Below are 16,473 nucleotides of genomic sequence, written 5' to 3' on the forward strand. Positions count from 1 at the left end.
AAAGATACTGTTTTCGGATAAGTTACATTTCCACAAAAGAAACTTCCGCTCTCTTCTTGATCTCATTAACAGGCAGGGATACTTGACTGAGTATAACCTTGAGAACGAAGATATTATTGCTAAATACGGAGACTATGATGTAAATGATAGTCGTATCATTGAAGGTTATAAATATTTAGAAAAGTTATCAAAATGTGATTTATTTGAAGAGTCTTCGTTTCAAGGGATTAACTTGTTCAAAATTGCACAAGCAGAGATCTTATCTTTCACAATGCCTTATGACTTTGATCTCGACTTCAAAATAAAAGGAAACTCGAAGCTGGTTTTTGAACACCTGTATGAAAACCATTACCATGTATTGTTAAGTAATATGTCATGTGCGATGTATTGGTTGAAGTTTTGGCATGAGAAAATTAACCTTGCGGATGAAAAATATACACATGCATTTATATTCTCTGGTTCTTTAATTTATAGCAAATCATTAATTGAGGTAGCTAAAAGAACTCGAGTAAAAACGTATATTTGCGAAAGCTCATTCACGGGAAATGAGTATTATATCGAAGAGAAATATGAACACATTGCAAATAATTCTGATATTAAGTTTAGCAATGTTAGAAGTAAGATAATTGAAAATAATCTTACTGACGATATAAAAATAAAAGAGTCAGTTCTTAAAGCATATAGAAAACTAGATAATGCTAAAAATAAAAATGTGACTCAACCTCAGAGAGGCTCTGAGGAGTTGCCATTTAAAAATGATAAAGAAAATGTTCTTATCTTAGCTCAGGTAGTCAATGACTTTTCACTTCTGGAGTCAGATATACCGAGTTATTCATCAATCAAATTATATAAAGAAATAATTGATGTTATTTTAAAAGAAACAAATCATAACATTATAGTTAAAACACACCCTTGGGAGAAAGTTAAATTAGCATCAAATGCCAATGTAACTTATGCAGAGCTGCTTAGATATTTGAATGAAAGTTATTCTAAAGCCGAAATTTCAAGAGTGTTTATAACAGAGTCTTTTAACCTCCAAGAGCTTTTTGAATTATCTAATCACTGTATTACAATTAACTCACAGTCAGGTATCGAAAGCGCGCTATCTGGAATTAAACCGATTATATTAGGTAATGCTTTTTATAGCGGATTTGGTTTTACATCCGACTGTATCGGTAGTGACGAAATCGTTGAGTATCTTTCTAGTTCATCAATAATTAATTTGGATGAATATGATAATCTTGAATTGTTTTTGGCAATGTATCTAAATGAAAATTTATTTAGCATTAAGAGTACAAAGTCAGAACTCGATAAGATAAATAGAGTGATTTTCTCAGGGGCTAAACGAGTTACAAAAAGTAAGAAAATAGAGCCTGAGAAAAAACCATACTTAGTTAACTTTACCAATAAAGTAAAAAGAAAAATAAAGAAATCAATCAAATAAATTTTTCTGGTTAAGGAACAACAATGCCTAAGTTTTTTATACATATAGGTAGTCCCAAAACGGGCTCCACTGCAATACAAGATGTTCTTAATGAAATGCAAGAGAGCGGTGTACTTGCAAGAAATAACTCTGTTTATCCAAGTGTTGGAAGAAACAAAGGTGGAGGACAAACTGGATTTAGGAAAACATTACTAGTAAATAAATCAAACGAGGATCTTGTTTGTCAGGAAAAATATGAAAACATCTTTGAAAGTGCACTTTTACACAACAAAGATATCATAATTTCTTCAGAACAACTTTGGACAGCTAGCCCTAAAAGGTTGTTAATCACTTATCCGATTCTAAAAAAGTTCGAAATTATTTTTGTGTGTTTTCTTCGAGAGCAAACATCAATGATAAAATCGCACTATAAACAAAAAGTAAAAAGCGGTTTGTTGACTGTTTCTTTTGAAGAGTTTTTTGAGAAAAACAAATCAGACTATGACTATAATAAGAAAATATCTTCTTGGGTTACAGAATTAAATCCTCACAAGGCAATTGTCTTTTCTTATGAGAAAGAGTCAAAAGGTTCGATCATCGAATCATTTTTTAATCGTATAGCTGAAAATATGAGTAAACAGAACTACTGTGAAAATTTTTTGGAGAACATATCTAAGGAAACAAAGGAAAGATACTCGAATGTCGCTATTTCTGATGAGGCTCTTTTGATTATAGCGGGGATAAATAACGCTCCGTTTGACGAGTCTCTCAAAGAAGCACTGAGGAAAAAATGTATAAAAAATAATAGAAAGCTAGCAAAGATGTTAGATCTTGAACACAAAATCTTCCCCGTTGATGTAGAGGAAAGAATAAAAGATTTTTATAAGCCTTCAAATGATATTATTGAACAAGAATTTTTTAACGACTAATTTCCATTAAATTTTATGCATTACTAAAGAGAGAGAATATAGTGAAAGCTAAATCTTTTATTAGGTTATTACGACGGTTTGTTAAAAAATCACGCGCGTTTTATAGAAGGAAAACACCTACTGTCATGTTTGATATTTTTAGTATTCTTCCTATTAATAACAAGCTTGCTGTTTTTGAAAGTTACAGAGGTGAATCATTTAGTGGTAATCCAAAATATATACAAAAAGAATTGTCCAGGCGAGATTCTTCTTTTAAATGTGTAGCATTCGTTCGTAATCCGGAGTTGTATAATGATTTGAATGATGAGGTTTTGTATATAAAGAGATTGAGTATTAAGTATATTTACTACTTGTCACGAGCAAAGTATGTCGTTAACAATGTCAATTACCCTGATTTTTTGAAGAAAAGAGAAGGCACATATCATGTGCAAACAATGCATGGTACCCCACTAAAGTTGATGGGCGCTGACCTAATTGATAATCCAGAGTATACATATAAGCAAAATTTGCTAGGTTTATTTTCTCGATCTAAACGTTGGGACTTGCTTGTTTCTCCCAATAGCTATACCACAAAAATATTTAAGAGAGTTTTTAGATATGAAGGTGAAGTGTTAGAATGTGGTTACCCGAGAAATGACATTTTAGTCAATAGTGCAAAGAGCAATTCTCAAAGACTTGAGATTAGGAATAAGCTAGGTTTAGACAATGATAAGAAAGTAATCCTATTTGCACCAACTTGGCGCGAGTCTTCTTCGCCGAGCGATATACGTGAATCCTTGAATCTAGACTTTGAAAAATTACACCAGTTATTATCGAAGGATTCTGTAATAATATTAAGATTACATCACCTAGTCTCGAGTAATTTAGATGTGTCACGGTATAAGGGTTTTATCTACGACTTTTCTGATTATCCTGACTCGCAAGAATTATTAGTTGCTTCCGATATGTTGATTAGCGACTATTCATCAATAATGTTTGACTATCTTAATTATCGAAAACCGGTTGTTTTATATCTTCATGATTATGATTCTTATTTGAAAGACCGAGGTGTTTATTTTGATATCAGAACTAGTGGAATTGGTAGGGTAAGTTATACATTTGATGAATTAGTTGATAATCTAGCATCTCATGATTTTGAATTTGATACCCGACAAAGTGTCGTTACAGAGTTTTGTCATGCTGAATCAGGTGTGGCCTCTAGCACTGTTGTTGCTCGTATGTTAGAGAATTAGTGAGTTTTAGTTTGAATATATGTTTTTGTAACTTTGATATAGAAGTTTGGAGAACCGACTTACTTTTTAAGTTGGTTAAAGAGCTTGATCTTAATGGACACTCCTGCCATTACTATAATTATAAGCATGATATTAGTGGTTTATCAAAGGATTTAGGAGTTCCACTAACTTTCCACAGTCCAGATACCACAGTTTCTAACATTGATGCTTTCAAACCTAGCTCTCAATTAATTAACGAAGCTGGGAACTACTCTTTTGGTTTAAATAAGAGACACAAAAAAGTTGGCAAGAGAAATAATAGAGTTAAAGCTAATATTAGCGACTTTATTGTCTCCGTTGACCAGCTAAGCAATGAAATTGACATAGATCTTTTTGTTGTATGGGGAGGTTTTAGGTATAAAGAGAGTTCCATTATTTCTTATGCTAAATCAAAGGGTATTAAGGTTGTTATTTTTGAGTATGGTTACTTTAGGCCTTATACACTTACTTTCGAAACTAAGGGTTTGAATTTCGATAATTCACTACCAAGAGACCCTCAATTTTATCTAGAAAGATATAATGAATCTCTAAGTTGTCGTGATGAGTTTGATAAGATAGTTAAACCTCAGTCTGCATATTTTTCAGAGGTTGATCCTGTTTTAGCAAGCCGTTTTCCTCGCCGAAAGAAAGCCGTCAATTTAACAAGTCTGTTGAAGCTTAAAAATGTAATCTACAAGAAGATAAAAGAGCGATCTTATTCTAAAGTAGATTTGAATCAGCGTTATATTTTTGTGCCTTTTCAAGTTGAAACTGATTCTCAAATCATAAACTTCTCCAATAAAATCAAGACAATGAAAAATCTGGTTGCATTAGTCTCTGATTCTGTTGAACGATATAATAGGCAGTTTGATGATAACTTAAAAGTTATTTTTAAACCTCATCCTGTTGATAAAAGTGTAAATATTGACTACATAATACGAAATTTAGGAAGTTACAACTCCTCTTTAATTTCATTGAAGGAAAACACACAAGATCTTATTGCTAATTCTGAATTGGTTATTACCATTAACTCGACGGTAGGAATTGAGGCGTTAATATCAGGAAAGAATGTTATAACTTTGGGAGATGCTTTTTATAATATTGAAGGGTTGGTCAACAACTGTCAAGATTATAACGTGCTTCATGAAGTTATTGGAAAGACATTAGGTCAAGAACTGAATTTTGAATTAGTCTTCAAATATATAAAATACTTGAGAGAAGAGTATTTTTCAGAAATATATTATGAAGGTGCAGATAAGGATTCTATCAAATCCTTATGCAATAGATTAGAAGGGTTGAATAAATAATGAGCAAAGAATCTAAGCGTGTCATAACCTTTGGAACATTTGATATATTTCATGTTGGGCATGTGAACATTATAGAAAGGTGTGCCTCTCTTGGTGGTACACTTATCGTCGGTGTATCTAGTGACGAGCTAAACTACAATAAGAAGGGGCGCAACCCAGTTTACCCTCAAGATGACAGAATGAAGATCATTCAGTCCTTGGAGTTTGTCGATGAGGTGTTTATTGAAAAGTCTCTTGAAAAGAAGCGAGAGTATATTGAGTTCTATCAAGCAGACATTCTTGCAATGGGAGATGATTGGAGGGGAAAGTTTGATGAATTTTCAGACATTTGTGAGGTGGTCTATTTTCCAAGAACCCCATCAATATCTACAACTCAAATTATAGAAGTTACTAAAAGTATCTAACCCCAAAGGTTGCTATTGATGAATATTATTGCATTTGCAAGAGAGTACCCTAAGTTCAAATCTGTTGTTTCTTGCAAGTCAACTGGGCTCTTGTATCAAAACCTTGCTATGCCATTCACATATTTGTTTTTTGTGTTACGTCTGTCCCCCAATTTAATTACTTTTTTTTCTTTAATATCGTTTATCCTGGGAGCTTTCTTTTTTATTAAAGAGAGCTTTATTTTTTGTGCAGGGTTCTGGGTGTTGTCATATGTGTTGGATTGCGCGGACGGAGCATTGGCAAGGGCTTCGAACAAACAATCTTCATTTGGCGGCTTTTTAGATGTTTCGATCGACAGGTTAATCAATTTAATCTTTTTGGCTATCGTATCTTCTTGGGCCTCTTTTCAAAGCTACACTTCTATAGAGCTGTTCGTCATAATTTTAGGGTGCGGCCTTATTACTTTTAATGCATTGCTCTCAACAACTCGAGTGTTATATTTCCCTGAGCTAAAAGGATACGGACGCAGAGAAAATACTAGCTTACTTATTTCTTTCTCAAAATTAGTTTATGAGTTATTAGAAACAGGCAACCTTTATATCATCGTATGTCTATCATTTTATTTTAATTACGAGGTTGAAGTGTTATTACTTTACTCCGGTGTCGTGTTTCCTCTTGTTATTTTTAACTTTTTTATCGCATACAAAGCTGGAGTAGAACGTGACAATGGAAAACGTTAAGTTTAGTGTTTTACTATCAGTCTATGAAAAGGAAAAGCCTGAGTATTTGAATGAGTGTTTTGCCAGTTTGGCTAGTCAATCACTCTTGGCTACTGAGGTTGTGTTAGTAAAAGATGGCCCGCTAACACCGGCTTTAGAAAGTGTTATACGTGAATGGGAGTTAACCTTAAATATCAAACAGGTAGAATTGCTAACTAACATGGGCCTTTCATATGCGCTTAAAGTCGGTGTTGAGCATTGTAGTTACGACCTTATCGCCCGCATGGATACTGACGATGTTTGTCTGAGTCATCGTTTCAAGTCACAAATAGACTTTTTGTTAGAGCATCCTAGCGTTGATATCGTTGGGGGAGCGTGTGTCAAGATCGATGAATTGGGTTTAGAGTTAGGTAGACGCGACGTGATATGCGGACATGCAGATATAGTTAAACTCATTTGGACATGCCCGCTGATTCATCCAACTGTCATCTTTAGAAAAGAGAGATTAAACTCTGTTGGCGGTTACGATGCTAAAGCACCACATAGACAGGAGGACTATGAACTTTGGATTCGTTGCGCTTTGGGCGGATTAAATTTTGCTAATATTGACTCAGTATTAATAAAATATAGAACTCCAACGGACTATCTCAAGAAAAACTCAATAGCTGTAGGCTTGGGGCGAATTAAAGTTGGCTTAAAAGCTGTATGGCATTTCGACTTCAGGTTTGTAGCAATAATTGGTGTTTTCTATCCTTTTTTCCGAAGTCTTCTTCCTCTCAAATTTCAATACAAACTAGAGGCTTTAGTGAGTAAATATAGATATTAGTCGCCCTATTTAGCGAACGAAAAATCAAGATTACCCTTTGTTAGGTTTATAGCCTGTCGGTGCGTCTAACAATATTCTTTTGATGCACTCAACGTTGAAATCATGGCAGCATTCATCCAGTTCGTTCAATAAAACCTCCATTTCAGGCCAGCTAAGCTTGCTTTCCATTGCCGTCATGATTTTTTCGTGGCTAGTTCCTTCGACATTGTCACCAATGAGAAGCTCTTCATATAGCTTCTCTCCGGGTCTTAAACCCGTAAATTTGATTTCAACATCACCTTCATCCGAGCTTGAATTAAGGCTTTCCTTCATTCCCATTAAATGTACCATGCGTTTTGCAAGGTCTAGAATTTTAACGGGTTCACCCATATCCAGTACGAAAACTTGTCCATTATTCCCCATAGCACCAGCTTGAATAACAAGTTGTGCAGCTTCCGGTATTAGCATGAAATAGCGGATGATATCTGGATGAGTAACGGTTACTGGACCGCCGGCTTTAATTTGCTTTTTAAATAGTGGGACAACTGAACCTGACGAGCCTAACACATTACCAAATCTCACCATTGTAAAAATTGTTTCGCTTCCCTTGTCGGATAGGGCTTGTAAAACAAGTTCGGCCATCCTTTTACTAGCACCCATAACATTAGTAGGCCTGACCGCTTTATCAGTTGAAATAAGAGTGAAGTTTTTAACATTCGTGTTTATTGCTGCTTGTGCACATGAAAGTGTTCCAAATACGTTATTTCTTATGCCTTCAACGACATTGTCTTCAACTATAGGAACATGTTTGTATGCTGCGGCGTGGTATAGAGTTTCCACACTGTATGCTTGCATCAACTTCTCTAGGCGATTCTGTCTTTGAACTGATCCTAAAGCAGCGATTATTTGAGTATTATTTCCTAAACTTTTATTTGTTGCGTTAAGTTCTTGCTCTATTTTGTATAGGTTGTACTCATTGAGTTCGAATAAAACCAGTGTTTTCGGTTGCTGCGCCAAGATTTGACGACACAGCTCTGAACCAATGGAGCCACCGGCACCGGTTACCATAACACACTTGTTATGAATATTTTTTGCCAGCAATCCACTGTCAGGAGTGATAGGCGCTCTGCCTAATAGATCAGCTACGTCGAGATCCTTGATCTCTGTCGCAGTCGCTCTACCTGCAGCTATATCCTCTACAGATGGTACAGACTGTACTTCGATTGGCCAGTGTGACAACTTCTCGACCAATCGTAGACGTGCACCTTTGTTAATGTTGTTCATCGCAAGCAACAGTTTCACTGGTTGATAAAGCGATTGAAGGTGCTCAAATTCACTAGGGTGATGGACCTTTAACCCAAACAAAATGTTGCCTTTTTTGCTAGGGTCATCGTCTAATAGGATCACTGGGTTGTACTCATCACCATGTATTAGCGCGTAGACAAGTTCTCGGCCAGTAGCCCCAGCACCGTAGATAAATACATTCGGTTTTTTGCGCTTAATGATCTGGTCATAGACAGTCCGGATCATTATTCTTGGTCCACCTAAAGTAAGAATCGCTAGCCCGGCGTAGATAAATGGAACACTTCTTGGGATAAAGGTTTGAAAAAAGAATCCGCTCATCACTAATGTGAGAGACGAGATAAAGACAGCAAGGAAAATGTTACCTACGGCAGGAAACATCATATAGCGCAGCACTGCTCGGTACATCCCAAGTTTGGCGAAGGTAAATATCGTTATTGTAATTGTCAGCGCTAGTGTGACCCACTCGTCTACCCCTAGCTCAAATGTAGGACGACCTAGCCTTAAAGCAACGGCAAGGTAAATCGACATTACTATGGCAAAGATGTCGTAACCAATACTGATTAAGCGTTTATTTTTTCGCTTTGTATTTAGAATCGCTCGTATTGGTTTAATCATGATTTTCCTTGATATTCTCTAAACTTCAGTCGAGTAAACGGTAAACTGAATATTTTATTCACGATATTTTAATGTTCTTAAGTGCGGTAAGCTAGATGTAATTGGCGGTTATGTGTTGCCTAATCGATTTACTGTTTATTTTGTTTGTTATTTGTTCGATTGTTGAGCGATTTTTATGAAACTTTTGGTTACGGGTAGTACGGGCTTTGTGGGGGCTAGAGTGGTTGAGCTAGCAGAAGAGTCTGATTGGGAAGTAGTTTCTGTAGTACGTCAGAGTTCCAGAACACAACCCAACTTCTTCTTGGTTTCATCTATTGGGCCGGAAACTGACTGGTCCAATGCATTCGAAGGTGTAGATTGTGTTGTTCATTGTGCTGCTCGCGTGCATCAAATGAATGAAAGTGAGCAAAATGCTTTGGCTGCCTATCGAGATATCAATACCCTTGGCACTTTGAACCTAGCGAAGCAAGCCGCTGAAGCCGGCGTTAAACGGTTTGTGTTCGTCAGCTCTATTAAAGTTAACGGTGAGTTTACTGAACCTGGTTCACCTTTTTTACCTAACCTAGATAACATCCCGAAAGATCCTTACGGTTTGAGTAAGTATGAAGCGGAACTTGCGTTAACGAAGCTCTCAAAAGAAACAGGCTTGGAAGTCGTTATTGTTAGGCCCCCACTGGTCTATGGGCCAGGTGTGAAAGCAAACTTTTTATCAATGATGCGTTTGGTTGAAAAGGGCATCCCACTTCCATTTGGTGCGATTCATAATAAGAGAAGCTTGGTGTATGTAGATAACTTAACAAGTTTAATATTAACTTGTTGTGAGCACCCCTCTGCGCCCGGGCATACCTTCTTGGCTTCTGATAGCCAGGACGTTTCAACGAGTCAATTAATAAGAGCTATTGCGCTTTCAATGGATAAATCACCGAGGCTTTTACCGATCCCAATGTCTTGGATAAAGGGAGGCGCGTCTGTATTACGAAAGCAGCATTTAGCCCAAAGAGTATGTGGCAACCTTCAAGTGGAAACTCGCCATACAAACGAAATCTTGGGCTGGAACCCTCCGGTGACTTTCAAAGACGGGATCGATAAAACTGTAGAAGCATACTTGAAGTCACACTGATGTGTTTCAGCTAATTTCCACCATTCATATCCGTAATTGAGTCAGGTACTCTTTATCAACGAATGTCAGTTACGGCATTCACAATATTCGTTTATCAGAGTTTAAGGCATCCATTGTGATTCGTTTATTAGATTTCTTTTTTGCATTGTTCGGTCTGCTGTTCCTTTGGCCTGTTTTTGTTGTCATTTGTATCCTTGGTTACTTTGACACTGGCTCTCCAGTCTTTTTTCAAACTCGAGTCGGGCGTAACAAAAAGCCATTTACTTTAGTCAAATTCCGCACTATGCCGGTAGAAACACAATCAGTAGCAACACACCTGGTGGGGGCGAGCTCAGTGACTAAGTTGGGTGGGTTCTTACGCAGGACTAAGCTGGATGAACTACCACAGTTATACAACGTTCTGAAAGGTGAAATGAGTTTGGTTGGCCCGCGACCATGCTTATTCAACCAGCAAGAGCTGATCGATGAGAGAGAATCGAGAGGTGTGCTGGCGGTAAGGCCCGGTGTTACGGGGTTGGCTCAAATCAATGATATCGATATGTCGACACCCAAGCTATTGGCGGAATGGGATCAACGTATGCTCAAGACCTTAACGACCAAGCTTTACTTTCAATACATCATTCAAACGGTATTAGGTAAAGGGGCGGGTGATCGAGTGTAAATAGCGGTGCTTGAGGCTCACGATATATGAGATGTGTGCCAACTTTTACAGGTTTGTGTGCTGCAGCCCCTCTAATATGATGCTTTATAAGGTATTGTTTATGATTTACCCATTTACTTGAATGTGGTTATTAACTATTATGCTCTTCAATTAGTTGTTTAAGCTGAGTGCTTTATTTTGAGATAACTAATAAGTAAGAGGTTTTAGGGTAGCTTTACTGCTCTTGCTTGTGGTGCTTTTTTATATCGCTTTCAAAATATGTTGCTTAGTTGATGTTCGGTGTTTCACCCAATCACTTTCGTGAAGGAAAACCGTGCAGTTAAAGTGTCACGATACATGAACAAGCGAGGTGTACATATATGTCCCTCGTTTGTATCGATATGATTTGCCTATAACTCAGATTTGCTAGGAAAATCAGCCTCAGTTCAGTTTGAAATATGGAAGATATAATTATATGAAAATGCAGTGGTTAGCTAAGGTTTCACCGTTGTTGTTGTTATCAGCATCAGCTGTCGGAGCTGAAAACTTATACGTAGGCGCTAAAGTCGGCAGTGTAACGGCCGATAACTTTGGTCCATTAGTGGAAAATCGCACGTCTATCGACGATTCAGATACGTCTTACGGCTTATTTGTTGGTTACCAAATCCTAGACACGCTAGCGATCGAAGGTGGTTATAACTACCTTGGTGAGTATGCTCTGAAAGATGTGGCTGGCGGCGGCAGTTACGAAGCAAGCAGCTTTGATGTTGTTCTAAAAGCGTCGGGCAATGTCACGGATAGCCTAGCGTTATACGCAAAAGGTGGTGTGGCCGCTTATGATTGGAAAGCAAGCGGAGCAGGTGTTAAGTCTGACGACTCTGGCGTTGCACCAACGATTGCCTTCGGTTCTGAGTTCTCTATCACACCGGCAATGAAGATTGGTCTAGAGTACCAAATCTATCAAGATATTGGTGGTGTGCATATCGACTCGTTTAATCTTGCTTTGTCTCACTCTTTCTAATTATTTTCAGGGATAAATTGTGAAATATAAAATTCTAGCTCTATCCGTCGTTGGCGCAATTCTTGGTGGTTGTGGTAGCGATAACACAAACAGTGTTCCCGCTCCGTCATATGAGACGATGGCGTACGACCCTGCAATTATGGGTATGAAGGGCACATTCAGCTGTGACAACGGTGTAACTGGCCTATTGGAAGCAACAAGTTATAAAGGTGTTTCTAAAATAGCTGAAACTACGGTTGTTGATACACCAGAAACTTGCGCGTTTGCCTACAATAAAACGCCGGATGCCGTTGATGTATCCAACGGTAAAGACATGAGCAATGTAAGCTACAAGTTCCCTAAAGGCTTGGCAGCACTAGGTAAAACGGCGACGGCTTCTCCGCTTTCAACACTGATTGAGAAAGAGCTAGATGGCCAACCTTACAACAACTCAGTTGGTGAGCAGATTCTTAATGATCTTGGTTTAGGCGATCTAATAAACAAGGGTCGTGCTACTAGTGTTGCTGATTTCTTACGTCGTACACAAGAGATTATTGAAGATCTTCCTGCAGACGAAGCTAGCCAAGTTTCAGCGACAACGGCTGTACTATCTGATGTGCTTGTCGTCAGCTCGGATAAATCAGCCGCTGAGATCTCTAAGGCTTCTGCTAAAATTACCGAAGCAGTGATCAAAAGCTACCCTGATTACCCTAAAAAACCAGGTGGCGGTGAGATTTACTTAGATCTTGCTGAAAATCCATCGTTCATTGAAGATGTTATTGCGAACCCTGAAGCGGACGTAACCATTCCACCTTCAGCAGAACAAGAATCTAAACCGGTTCCAGATCCTGATGGAGATAACGGAGGCACTGGCGGTACAGGCGGTACCGGCGGTACTAATGGCGCTGGTGGCGGTAGTAACGGCGGTGGTACTGGCGGCTAATTTAAGTATTGAGGTAAAAAGGCACCAGTCGGTGCCTTTTTTACATGCTGTTGCTAGCAACACCGTCACAATCAAACGCAGTTGCTATTTATCATACTCGCTATTTAGTAATACTCATTATTTAGCACTATCACTATTGAGCATAGTTTCTATTTCAAATAGCTACTAGCGAACACAGTTATAACCTATTGCATACCAATGAAAATACTCAGTCACTCTAAAAACGCAGCGCTGATTGCATCCCTGAATGCATTTGCCATCGCCCCGAATGCCTTCGCTGTCGATAATTTATTGTCATCCCAAAGTTATACTGGCGCGATCATCGTGCCCAATGCTCAAGTGATGGACACCGGAGATATCTCTTTTCTCTATGGTCAGGGCGTACCCTACAGAGGAAAAACCAGCGAGCTAGACAATATTTTGTTCAGTGTTGGCCTGTTTGAAGGCTTTGAAGCTGCTGGTCGAATTGTTACAAAAACGTATAACTGCCATGGCTACTCAAATGTACCAAACTATGACCCCAACTGTGGTGGCAGTGGCGGTTCTGGTATTCGAGATCTATCAGCATCGTTTAAATACCAGCTTCCTTTTGTCAAAGAGTGGACAGGGTTTGACTTGGCGCTCGGTGTCCAAGATTTAGGCGGCGCCGCCAGCAATTTTGAAACTTACTATGCGGTTGCTGATTTTGAGCCTGATTTTGTACCAGCAAGGTTCAGTGCAGGCTACGGTAAATCAGAAGTGAGTCATGGCGTTCTGAATGGGCCATTTGCTAGCTTAGAGTATCAGCCACTGGATTTTGTTCAGCTGATTGCAGAGCACGATTCCCACCAATTTAATGCTGGCCTTAAGGTGTTCACACCAGAGCATTACTTACCACTGGATACGCAGTTATCGTTTCAATACCAGTTTTACACCAGTGGTAATGCCGACATCGATATTTGGTCGGTAGCAGCATCAACCCCCCTAATGGGCTTCTCTGAATCTCGACGAGTGAATGAGTTAACCTTAGAAGATAAGATCGCAGTAGAGCAAGCGCATCATAAGTTTGCTGGCGTGGTTCAGCTTAAAAAAGCGCTGGTCGATGAAGGTTTTCTTAATGTGAGAATCTCGGCGGACGATATTGGTTTAAATGTCGCGTTAGAAAACCGTCGTTATAATCGTAACCAAGTGGATGGCGTGGGTGTGGCTCTGGGTATCATCTCCTCTTATGTAGGAGAAGAGATGCTTCAAGAGCTTGGCGTTAAAGACTACCAGCAACAAAACATTCGCTTGTTTAACTTGGTGAACGATATGCCGATGATGGAAGTGATCACCAGCGCACCCTGTTACCGTGAGTTTGTAAAAACAGGTGAGCCTTGCAAAACGCTTCTTGTTCGTACCTCTGATGTGAAAAAGAGTTATGCCAAAGCGAATTTTGGTGAAGAGGTTACTCGTTCGGGGTTTGGCCGCACACAGGTGATTGTGTCTCCAGCTTTGTATCACAACACCGCGACAGAGTACGGTGTGTTTGATTACTCATTAGCACTGGCGACTAACTTGTACACACCACTTTGGAAAGGTGCGGCTTTGGATGTTCGACACTTAATGCCGTTAGCCAATAGTGATGACTTTGAAGAGGGCGAAATTTGGGGTAAGAATGCTTTTGAAAATGAAGTTGATAGGGTTCTTTTCCATCAAGCATTTCAACTGCCTTATAACCTCACCACTCAATTCTCACTCGGACAAGTTTATGGAAACTTTTTGGGTGGCGTGAACGAAACCCAGTATGCGAGTAACAGCGGCCGTCATATTTTAGGAACAGAATTTGCGACGTTTTCTCCTCAAGATAAGTACGATTCAAGAGGGAAAGCGATTGCCGATGCGACGCCGATGATTGGCCACTACACTTACTCAAGACCGGATTGGAACTGGCAAGGTAAGGTACAAGCTGGCCAATTCTGGAAAGGCGATGAAGGAGTGCGTGTTACCACTAGCCACTGGTTGGGTGACGTAAGAGTTGATGCTTCATACCAAACCACAAAAGCCGAAGGCAGCAATGAAGCGGAAGACTTTGTTACGCTTTCTATCGCGATTCCTTTAACATTGTGGCGTGATATGAGCCCTGACTATATTCAATTACGTGGTACTGACCAGTTTGTTTATGCGTTGCAAACTCGCGTTGGTGAGAGCCATAATAATTTAGGTACAGGCTTAGGTGTCGATACCGGCTTACAACACAATATTGAAAGGCAGTACTTCAACCGTAACCGTATTGGCGCAAGTTACTACCATGAAAACCGACAGCGCTTACGCAATGCGTACCTAAAATACTTAGAAGCCGTTAAATAGCGTAGTGTAACTATAAAAGGAAGAGCCAACACCAAGAGTGTTGGCTCTTTTTTTGCTCTTACTTCTCGTATCCCGCTTACTCGTCCCCTTAATCTGCTGTTATTCTTTTTTGTATCTCATTTACTCACATCCATTATCTAAGCTTATGCGTCTAGTGTCTTAGATTTCCTTGTTGAAACCATTCAACTAGGTTGATAATAAACACAATCTTGTGGATAATGCACACGGATTAAATAAACGTTACGTAAACACTCGATTTGTTACGTTTTAATTCAAAATTCCTAGATAAATCATAGATTGATAGGGATACATTTTATACGCAGTGTGGTGTCGCGGAGTACCAAGGGGCGGTAGCGTTTTTGGGTTCATTCTTTTGACACTAATTGGAAGCAGAGTCACAGTTGGTGTTGCTCTTATCTCCGTTGAATACAGCGTAACTGATAAAATTATTCGTTTAATTCCTTTGGGTGTCCTTTGGGGTATCACAACACATTCCGTTTCTAGAACTTGGTTAACATGAAGATTAATAAAAATCGTCTCCTTTTGGCGCTCCTTCCTGTATTACTTGCAGGCTGTACGACTCCAGGTAGTCACCTATCTACGGGTGGCAAGAATGTGGTTCAGACTTCTGAAGATCAGCAAGAGTCTGATATTTCTGAGGTGGTGAACGTTTACCCACTGACCGCGCAGTCAGTCTCGACTTACCAAACTGGCGAGTTGTCGGCTTCAAGAGCGAACCCGGAGCTAGACGTAGACATCGCGAAATACGAATACAAAGTCGGTGTCGGGGATATCTTAAATATCACGATTTGGGATCACCCAGAGTTGACCATTCCAGCCGGTTCTTACCGCAGTAGTACTGAAGCCGGAAATTGGGTACATGCCGATGGCACCATCTTCTACCCTTACATTGGTACCGTAGAAGTGGCAGGTAAAACCGTTCGTGAAATTCGAGCTGACATCGCAGCACGTTTGGCTAAATACATCGAAAGCCCGCAAGTGGATGTTAACGTAGCGGCGTTCCGTTCTAAAAAAACCTACATCACTGGCGAAGTATCTAAACCGGGCCAGCAGCCAATCACCAATATCCCATTAACGCTACTTGATGCGGTTAACCGTTCTGGTGGCCTTTCAGAAGATGCCGATTGGCGCAACGTGTCATTAACGCGCAACGGTGTAGAAGAGAACCTATCGCTGTATGGCTTAATGCAGCGTGGTGACTTAACTCAAAACCGCTTATTGCAAGCGGGTGACATTGTTCACGTGCCGCGTAACGATAATCAGAAAGTTTTCGTTATGGGTGAAGTGAAAGAGCCTAAACTTCTGAAGATCGATCGCGTTGGCATGAGCCTAACTGAAGCGCTCAGTAATGTCGGCGGTATTAACGAACTGACGGCAGACGCAACCGGTGTGTTTGTGATTCGTACCTCTGATGATAAATCACAGCGTATGGCAGACATCTACCAGCTAGACATTGCCGACGCATCGGCGCTCGTGATCGGCACCGAGTTTGATTTAAAACCTTACGATGTGGTTTATGTGACGGCAGCACCGCTCACTCGTTGGAACCGCGTCATTGGCCAACTATTACCGACCATCAACGGATTCAACAGCCTGACTGAAGGCGTTGAACGTATTCGCACTTGGCCATAGGCTAAGAGAAAATGGCAATCAGGTTGCATGTTGAGTGCGACCTGATTTTTAT

14 protein-coding genes are annotated in these 16,473 nt (G+C 39.6%); 13 read left to right on the forward strand and 1 reads right to left on the reverse strand.

Annotated features, from left to right (window positions below; translation table 11 throughout):
• Positions 1-82 precede the first annotated feature (82 nt).
• Genes A3712_RS25715 through A3712_RS25745 form a run of 7 tightly spaced genes read left to right on the forward strand, consistent with a single transcriptional unit; the run spans position 83 to position 6,838 of the window.
• Positions 83-1,444: a capsular polysaccharide export protein, LipB/KpsS family gene (locus A3712_RS25715; protein WP_197465920.1), complete on the forward strand. Its 1,362-nt coding sequence runs from the start codon at positions 83-85 to the stop codon at positions 1,442-1,444.
• A 23-nt stretch (positions 1,445-1,467) separates the two neighbouring features.
• A complete protein-coding gene (locus A3712_RS25720; RefSeq protein WP_063525513.1) occupies positions 1,468-2,352 on the forward strand; it encodes a hypothetical protein in 885 nt (294 codons plus the stop codon).
• Positions 2,353-2,393: 41 nt separating this feature from the next.
• Positions 2,394-3,584, forward strand: a complete 1,191-nt coding sequence (locus A3712_RS25725; RefSeq protein ID WP_157618888.1) for a CDP-glycerol glycerophosphotransferase family protein — start codon at positions 2,394-2,396, stop codon at positions 3,582-3,584.
• Positions 3,584-4,909 carry a capsular polysaccharide export protein, LipB/KpsS family gene (locus tag A3712_RS25730; protein WP_063525515.1) on the forward strand — a complete coding sequence of 442 codons (1,326 nt, stop codon included), beginning with the start codon at positions 3,584-3,586 and terminating at the stop codon, positions 4,907-4,909. Before A3712_RS25725 ends, A3712_RS25730 begins: the two co-directional genes overlap by 1 nt.
• Positions 4,909-5,313 (forward strand): adenylyltransferase/cytidyltransferase family protein, encoded by a 405-nt coding sequence (locus A3712_RS25735; RefSeq protein WP_063525516.1) that lies wholly within the window; start codon positions 4,909-4,911, stop codon positions 5,311-5,313. The genes A3712_RS25730 and A3712_RS25735 overlap by 1 nt, the downstream gene beginning before the upstream one ends.
• Positions 5,314-5,331: 18 nt before the next feature.
• Complete coding sequence (locus A3712_RS25740; RefSeq protein ID WP_063525517.1) at positions 5,332-6,033, forward strand: CDP-alcohol phosphatidyltransferase family protein; 702 nt, start codon at positions 5,332-5,334, stop codon at positions 6,031-6,033.
• Positions 6,020-6,838, forward strand: coding sequence for a glycosyltransferase (locus tag A3712_RS25745; protein ID WP_063525518.1), 819 nt, complete (start codon positions 6,020-6,022; stop codon positions 6,836-6,838). Before A3712_RS25740 ends, A3712_RS25745 begins: the two co-directional genes overlap by 14 nt.
• A 30-nt stretch (positions 6,839-6,868) precedes the next feature.
• Here the strand turns inward: A3712_RS25745 and A3712_RS25750 are convergent, their stop codons facing one another.
• Positions 6,869-8,737: a nucleoside-diphosphate sugar epimerase/dehydratase gene (locus tag A3712_RS25750; protein WP_063525519.1), complete on the reverse strand. Its 1,869-nt coding sequence runs from the start codon at positions 8,735-8,737 to the stop codon at positions 6,869-6,871.
• Positions 8,738-8,912: 175 nt separating this feature from the next.
• Between A3712_RS25750 and A3712_RS25755 the strand changes: the two genes are divergently transcribed.
• From A3712_RS25755 to A3712_RS25780, 6 genes are all read left to right on the forward strand, one after another.
• Positions 8,913-9,857, forward strand: coding sequence for a UDP-glucose 4-epimerase family protein (locus A3712_RS25755; protein WP_063525520.1), 945 nt, complete (start codon positions 8,913-8,915; stop codon positions 9,855-9,857).
• Between the two features lie 112 nt (positions 9,858-9,969).
• Positions 9,970-10,518, forward strand: coding sequence for a sugar transferase (locus tag A3712_RS25760; protein ID WP_157618889.1), 549 nt, complete (start codon positions 9,970-9,972; stop codon positions 10,516-10,518).
• Positions 10,519-10,972: 454 nt separating this feature from the next.
• On the forward strand, positions 10,973-11,518 hold the full coding sequence (locus A3712_RS25765) for an outer membrane beta-barrel protein (protein ID WP_063525522.1): 546 nt from the start codon (positions 10,973-10,975) through the stop codon (positions 11,516-11,518).
• A gap of 19 nt (positions 11,519-11,537) precedes the next feature.
• Complete coding sequence (locus A3712_RS25770) at positions 11,538-12,440, forward strand: hypothetical protein (protein ID WP_063525523.1); 903 nt, start codon at positions 11,538-11,540, stop codon at positions 12,438-12,440.
• A gap of 198 nt (positions 12,441-12,638) precedes the next feature.
• Positions 12,639-14,768: a YjbH domain-containing protein gene (locus tag A3712_RS25775; RefSeq protein WP_063525524.1), complete on the forward strand. Its 2,130-nt coding sequence runs from the start codon at positions 12,639-12,641 to the stop codon at positions 14,766-14,768.
• A 516-nt stretch (positions 14,769-15,284) separates the two neighbouring features.
• A complete protein-coding gene (locus A3712_RS25780; RefSeq protein WP_063525525.1) occupies positions 15,285-16,421 on the forward strand; it encodes a polysaccharide export protein in 1,137 nt (378 codons plus the stop codon).
• Positions 16,422-16,473 lie beyond the last annotated feature (52 nt).

The organism is Vibrio sp. HI00D65 (assembly GCF_001635455.1).
GTDB lineage: Bacteria > Pseudomonadota > Gammaproteobacteria > Enterobacterales > Vibrionaceae > Vibrio.

Coding starts and splice junctions, on each gene's coding strand:
- A3712_RS25740 (WP_063525517.1), top strand. CDS start 5,332: ATGAATATTATTGCATTTGCAAGAGAGTACCCTAAGTTCAAATCTGTT.
- A3712_RS25735 (WP_063525516.1), top strand. CDS start 4,909: ATGAGCAAAGAATCTAAGCGTGTCATAACCTTTGGAACATTTGATATA.
- A3712_RS25780 (WP_063525525.1), top strand. CDS start 15,285: ATGAAGATTAATAAAAATCGTCTCCTTTTGGCGCTCCTTCCTGTATTA.
- A3712_RS25755 (WP_063525520.1), top strand. CDS start 8,913: ATGAAACTTTTGGTTACGGGTAGTACGGGCTTTGTGGGGGCTAGAGTG.
- A3712_RS25750 (WP_063525519.1), bottom strand. CDS start 8,737: ATGATTAAACCAATACGAGCGATTCTAAATACAAAGCGAAAAAATAAA.
- A3712_RS25745 (WP_063525518.1), top strand. CDS start 6,020: ATGGAAAACGTTAAGTTTAGTGTTTTACTATCAGTCTATGAAAAGGAA.
- A3712_RS25720 (WP_063525513.1), top strand. CDS start 1,468: ATGCCTAAGTTTTTTATACATATAGGTAGTCCCAAAACGGGCTCCACT.
- A3712_RS25765 (WP_063525522.1), top strand. CDS start 10,973: ATGAAAATGCAGTGGTTAGCTAAGGTTTCACCGTTGTTGTTGTTATCA.
- A3712_RS25775 (WP_063525524.1), top strand. CDS start 12,639: ATGAAAATACTCAGTCACTCTAAAAACGCAGCGCTGATTGCATCCCTG.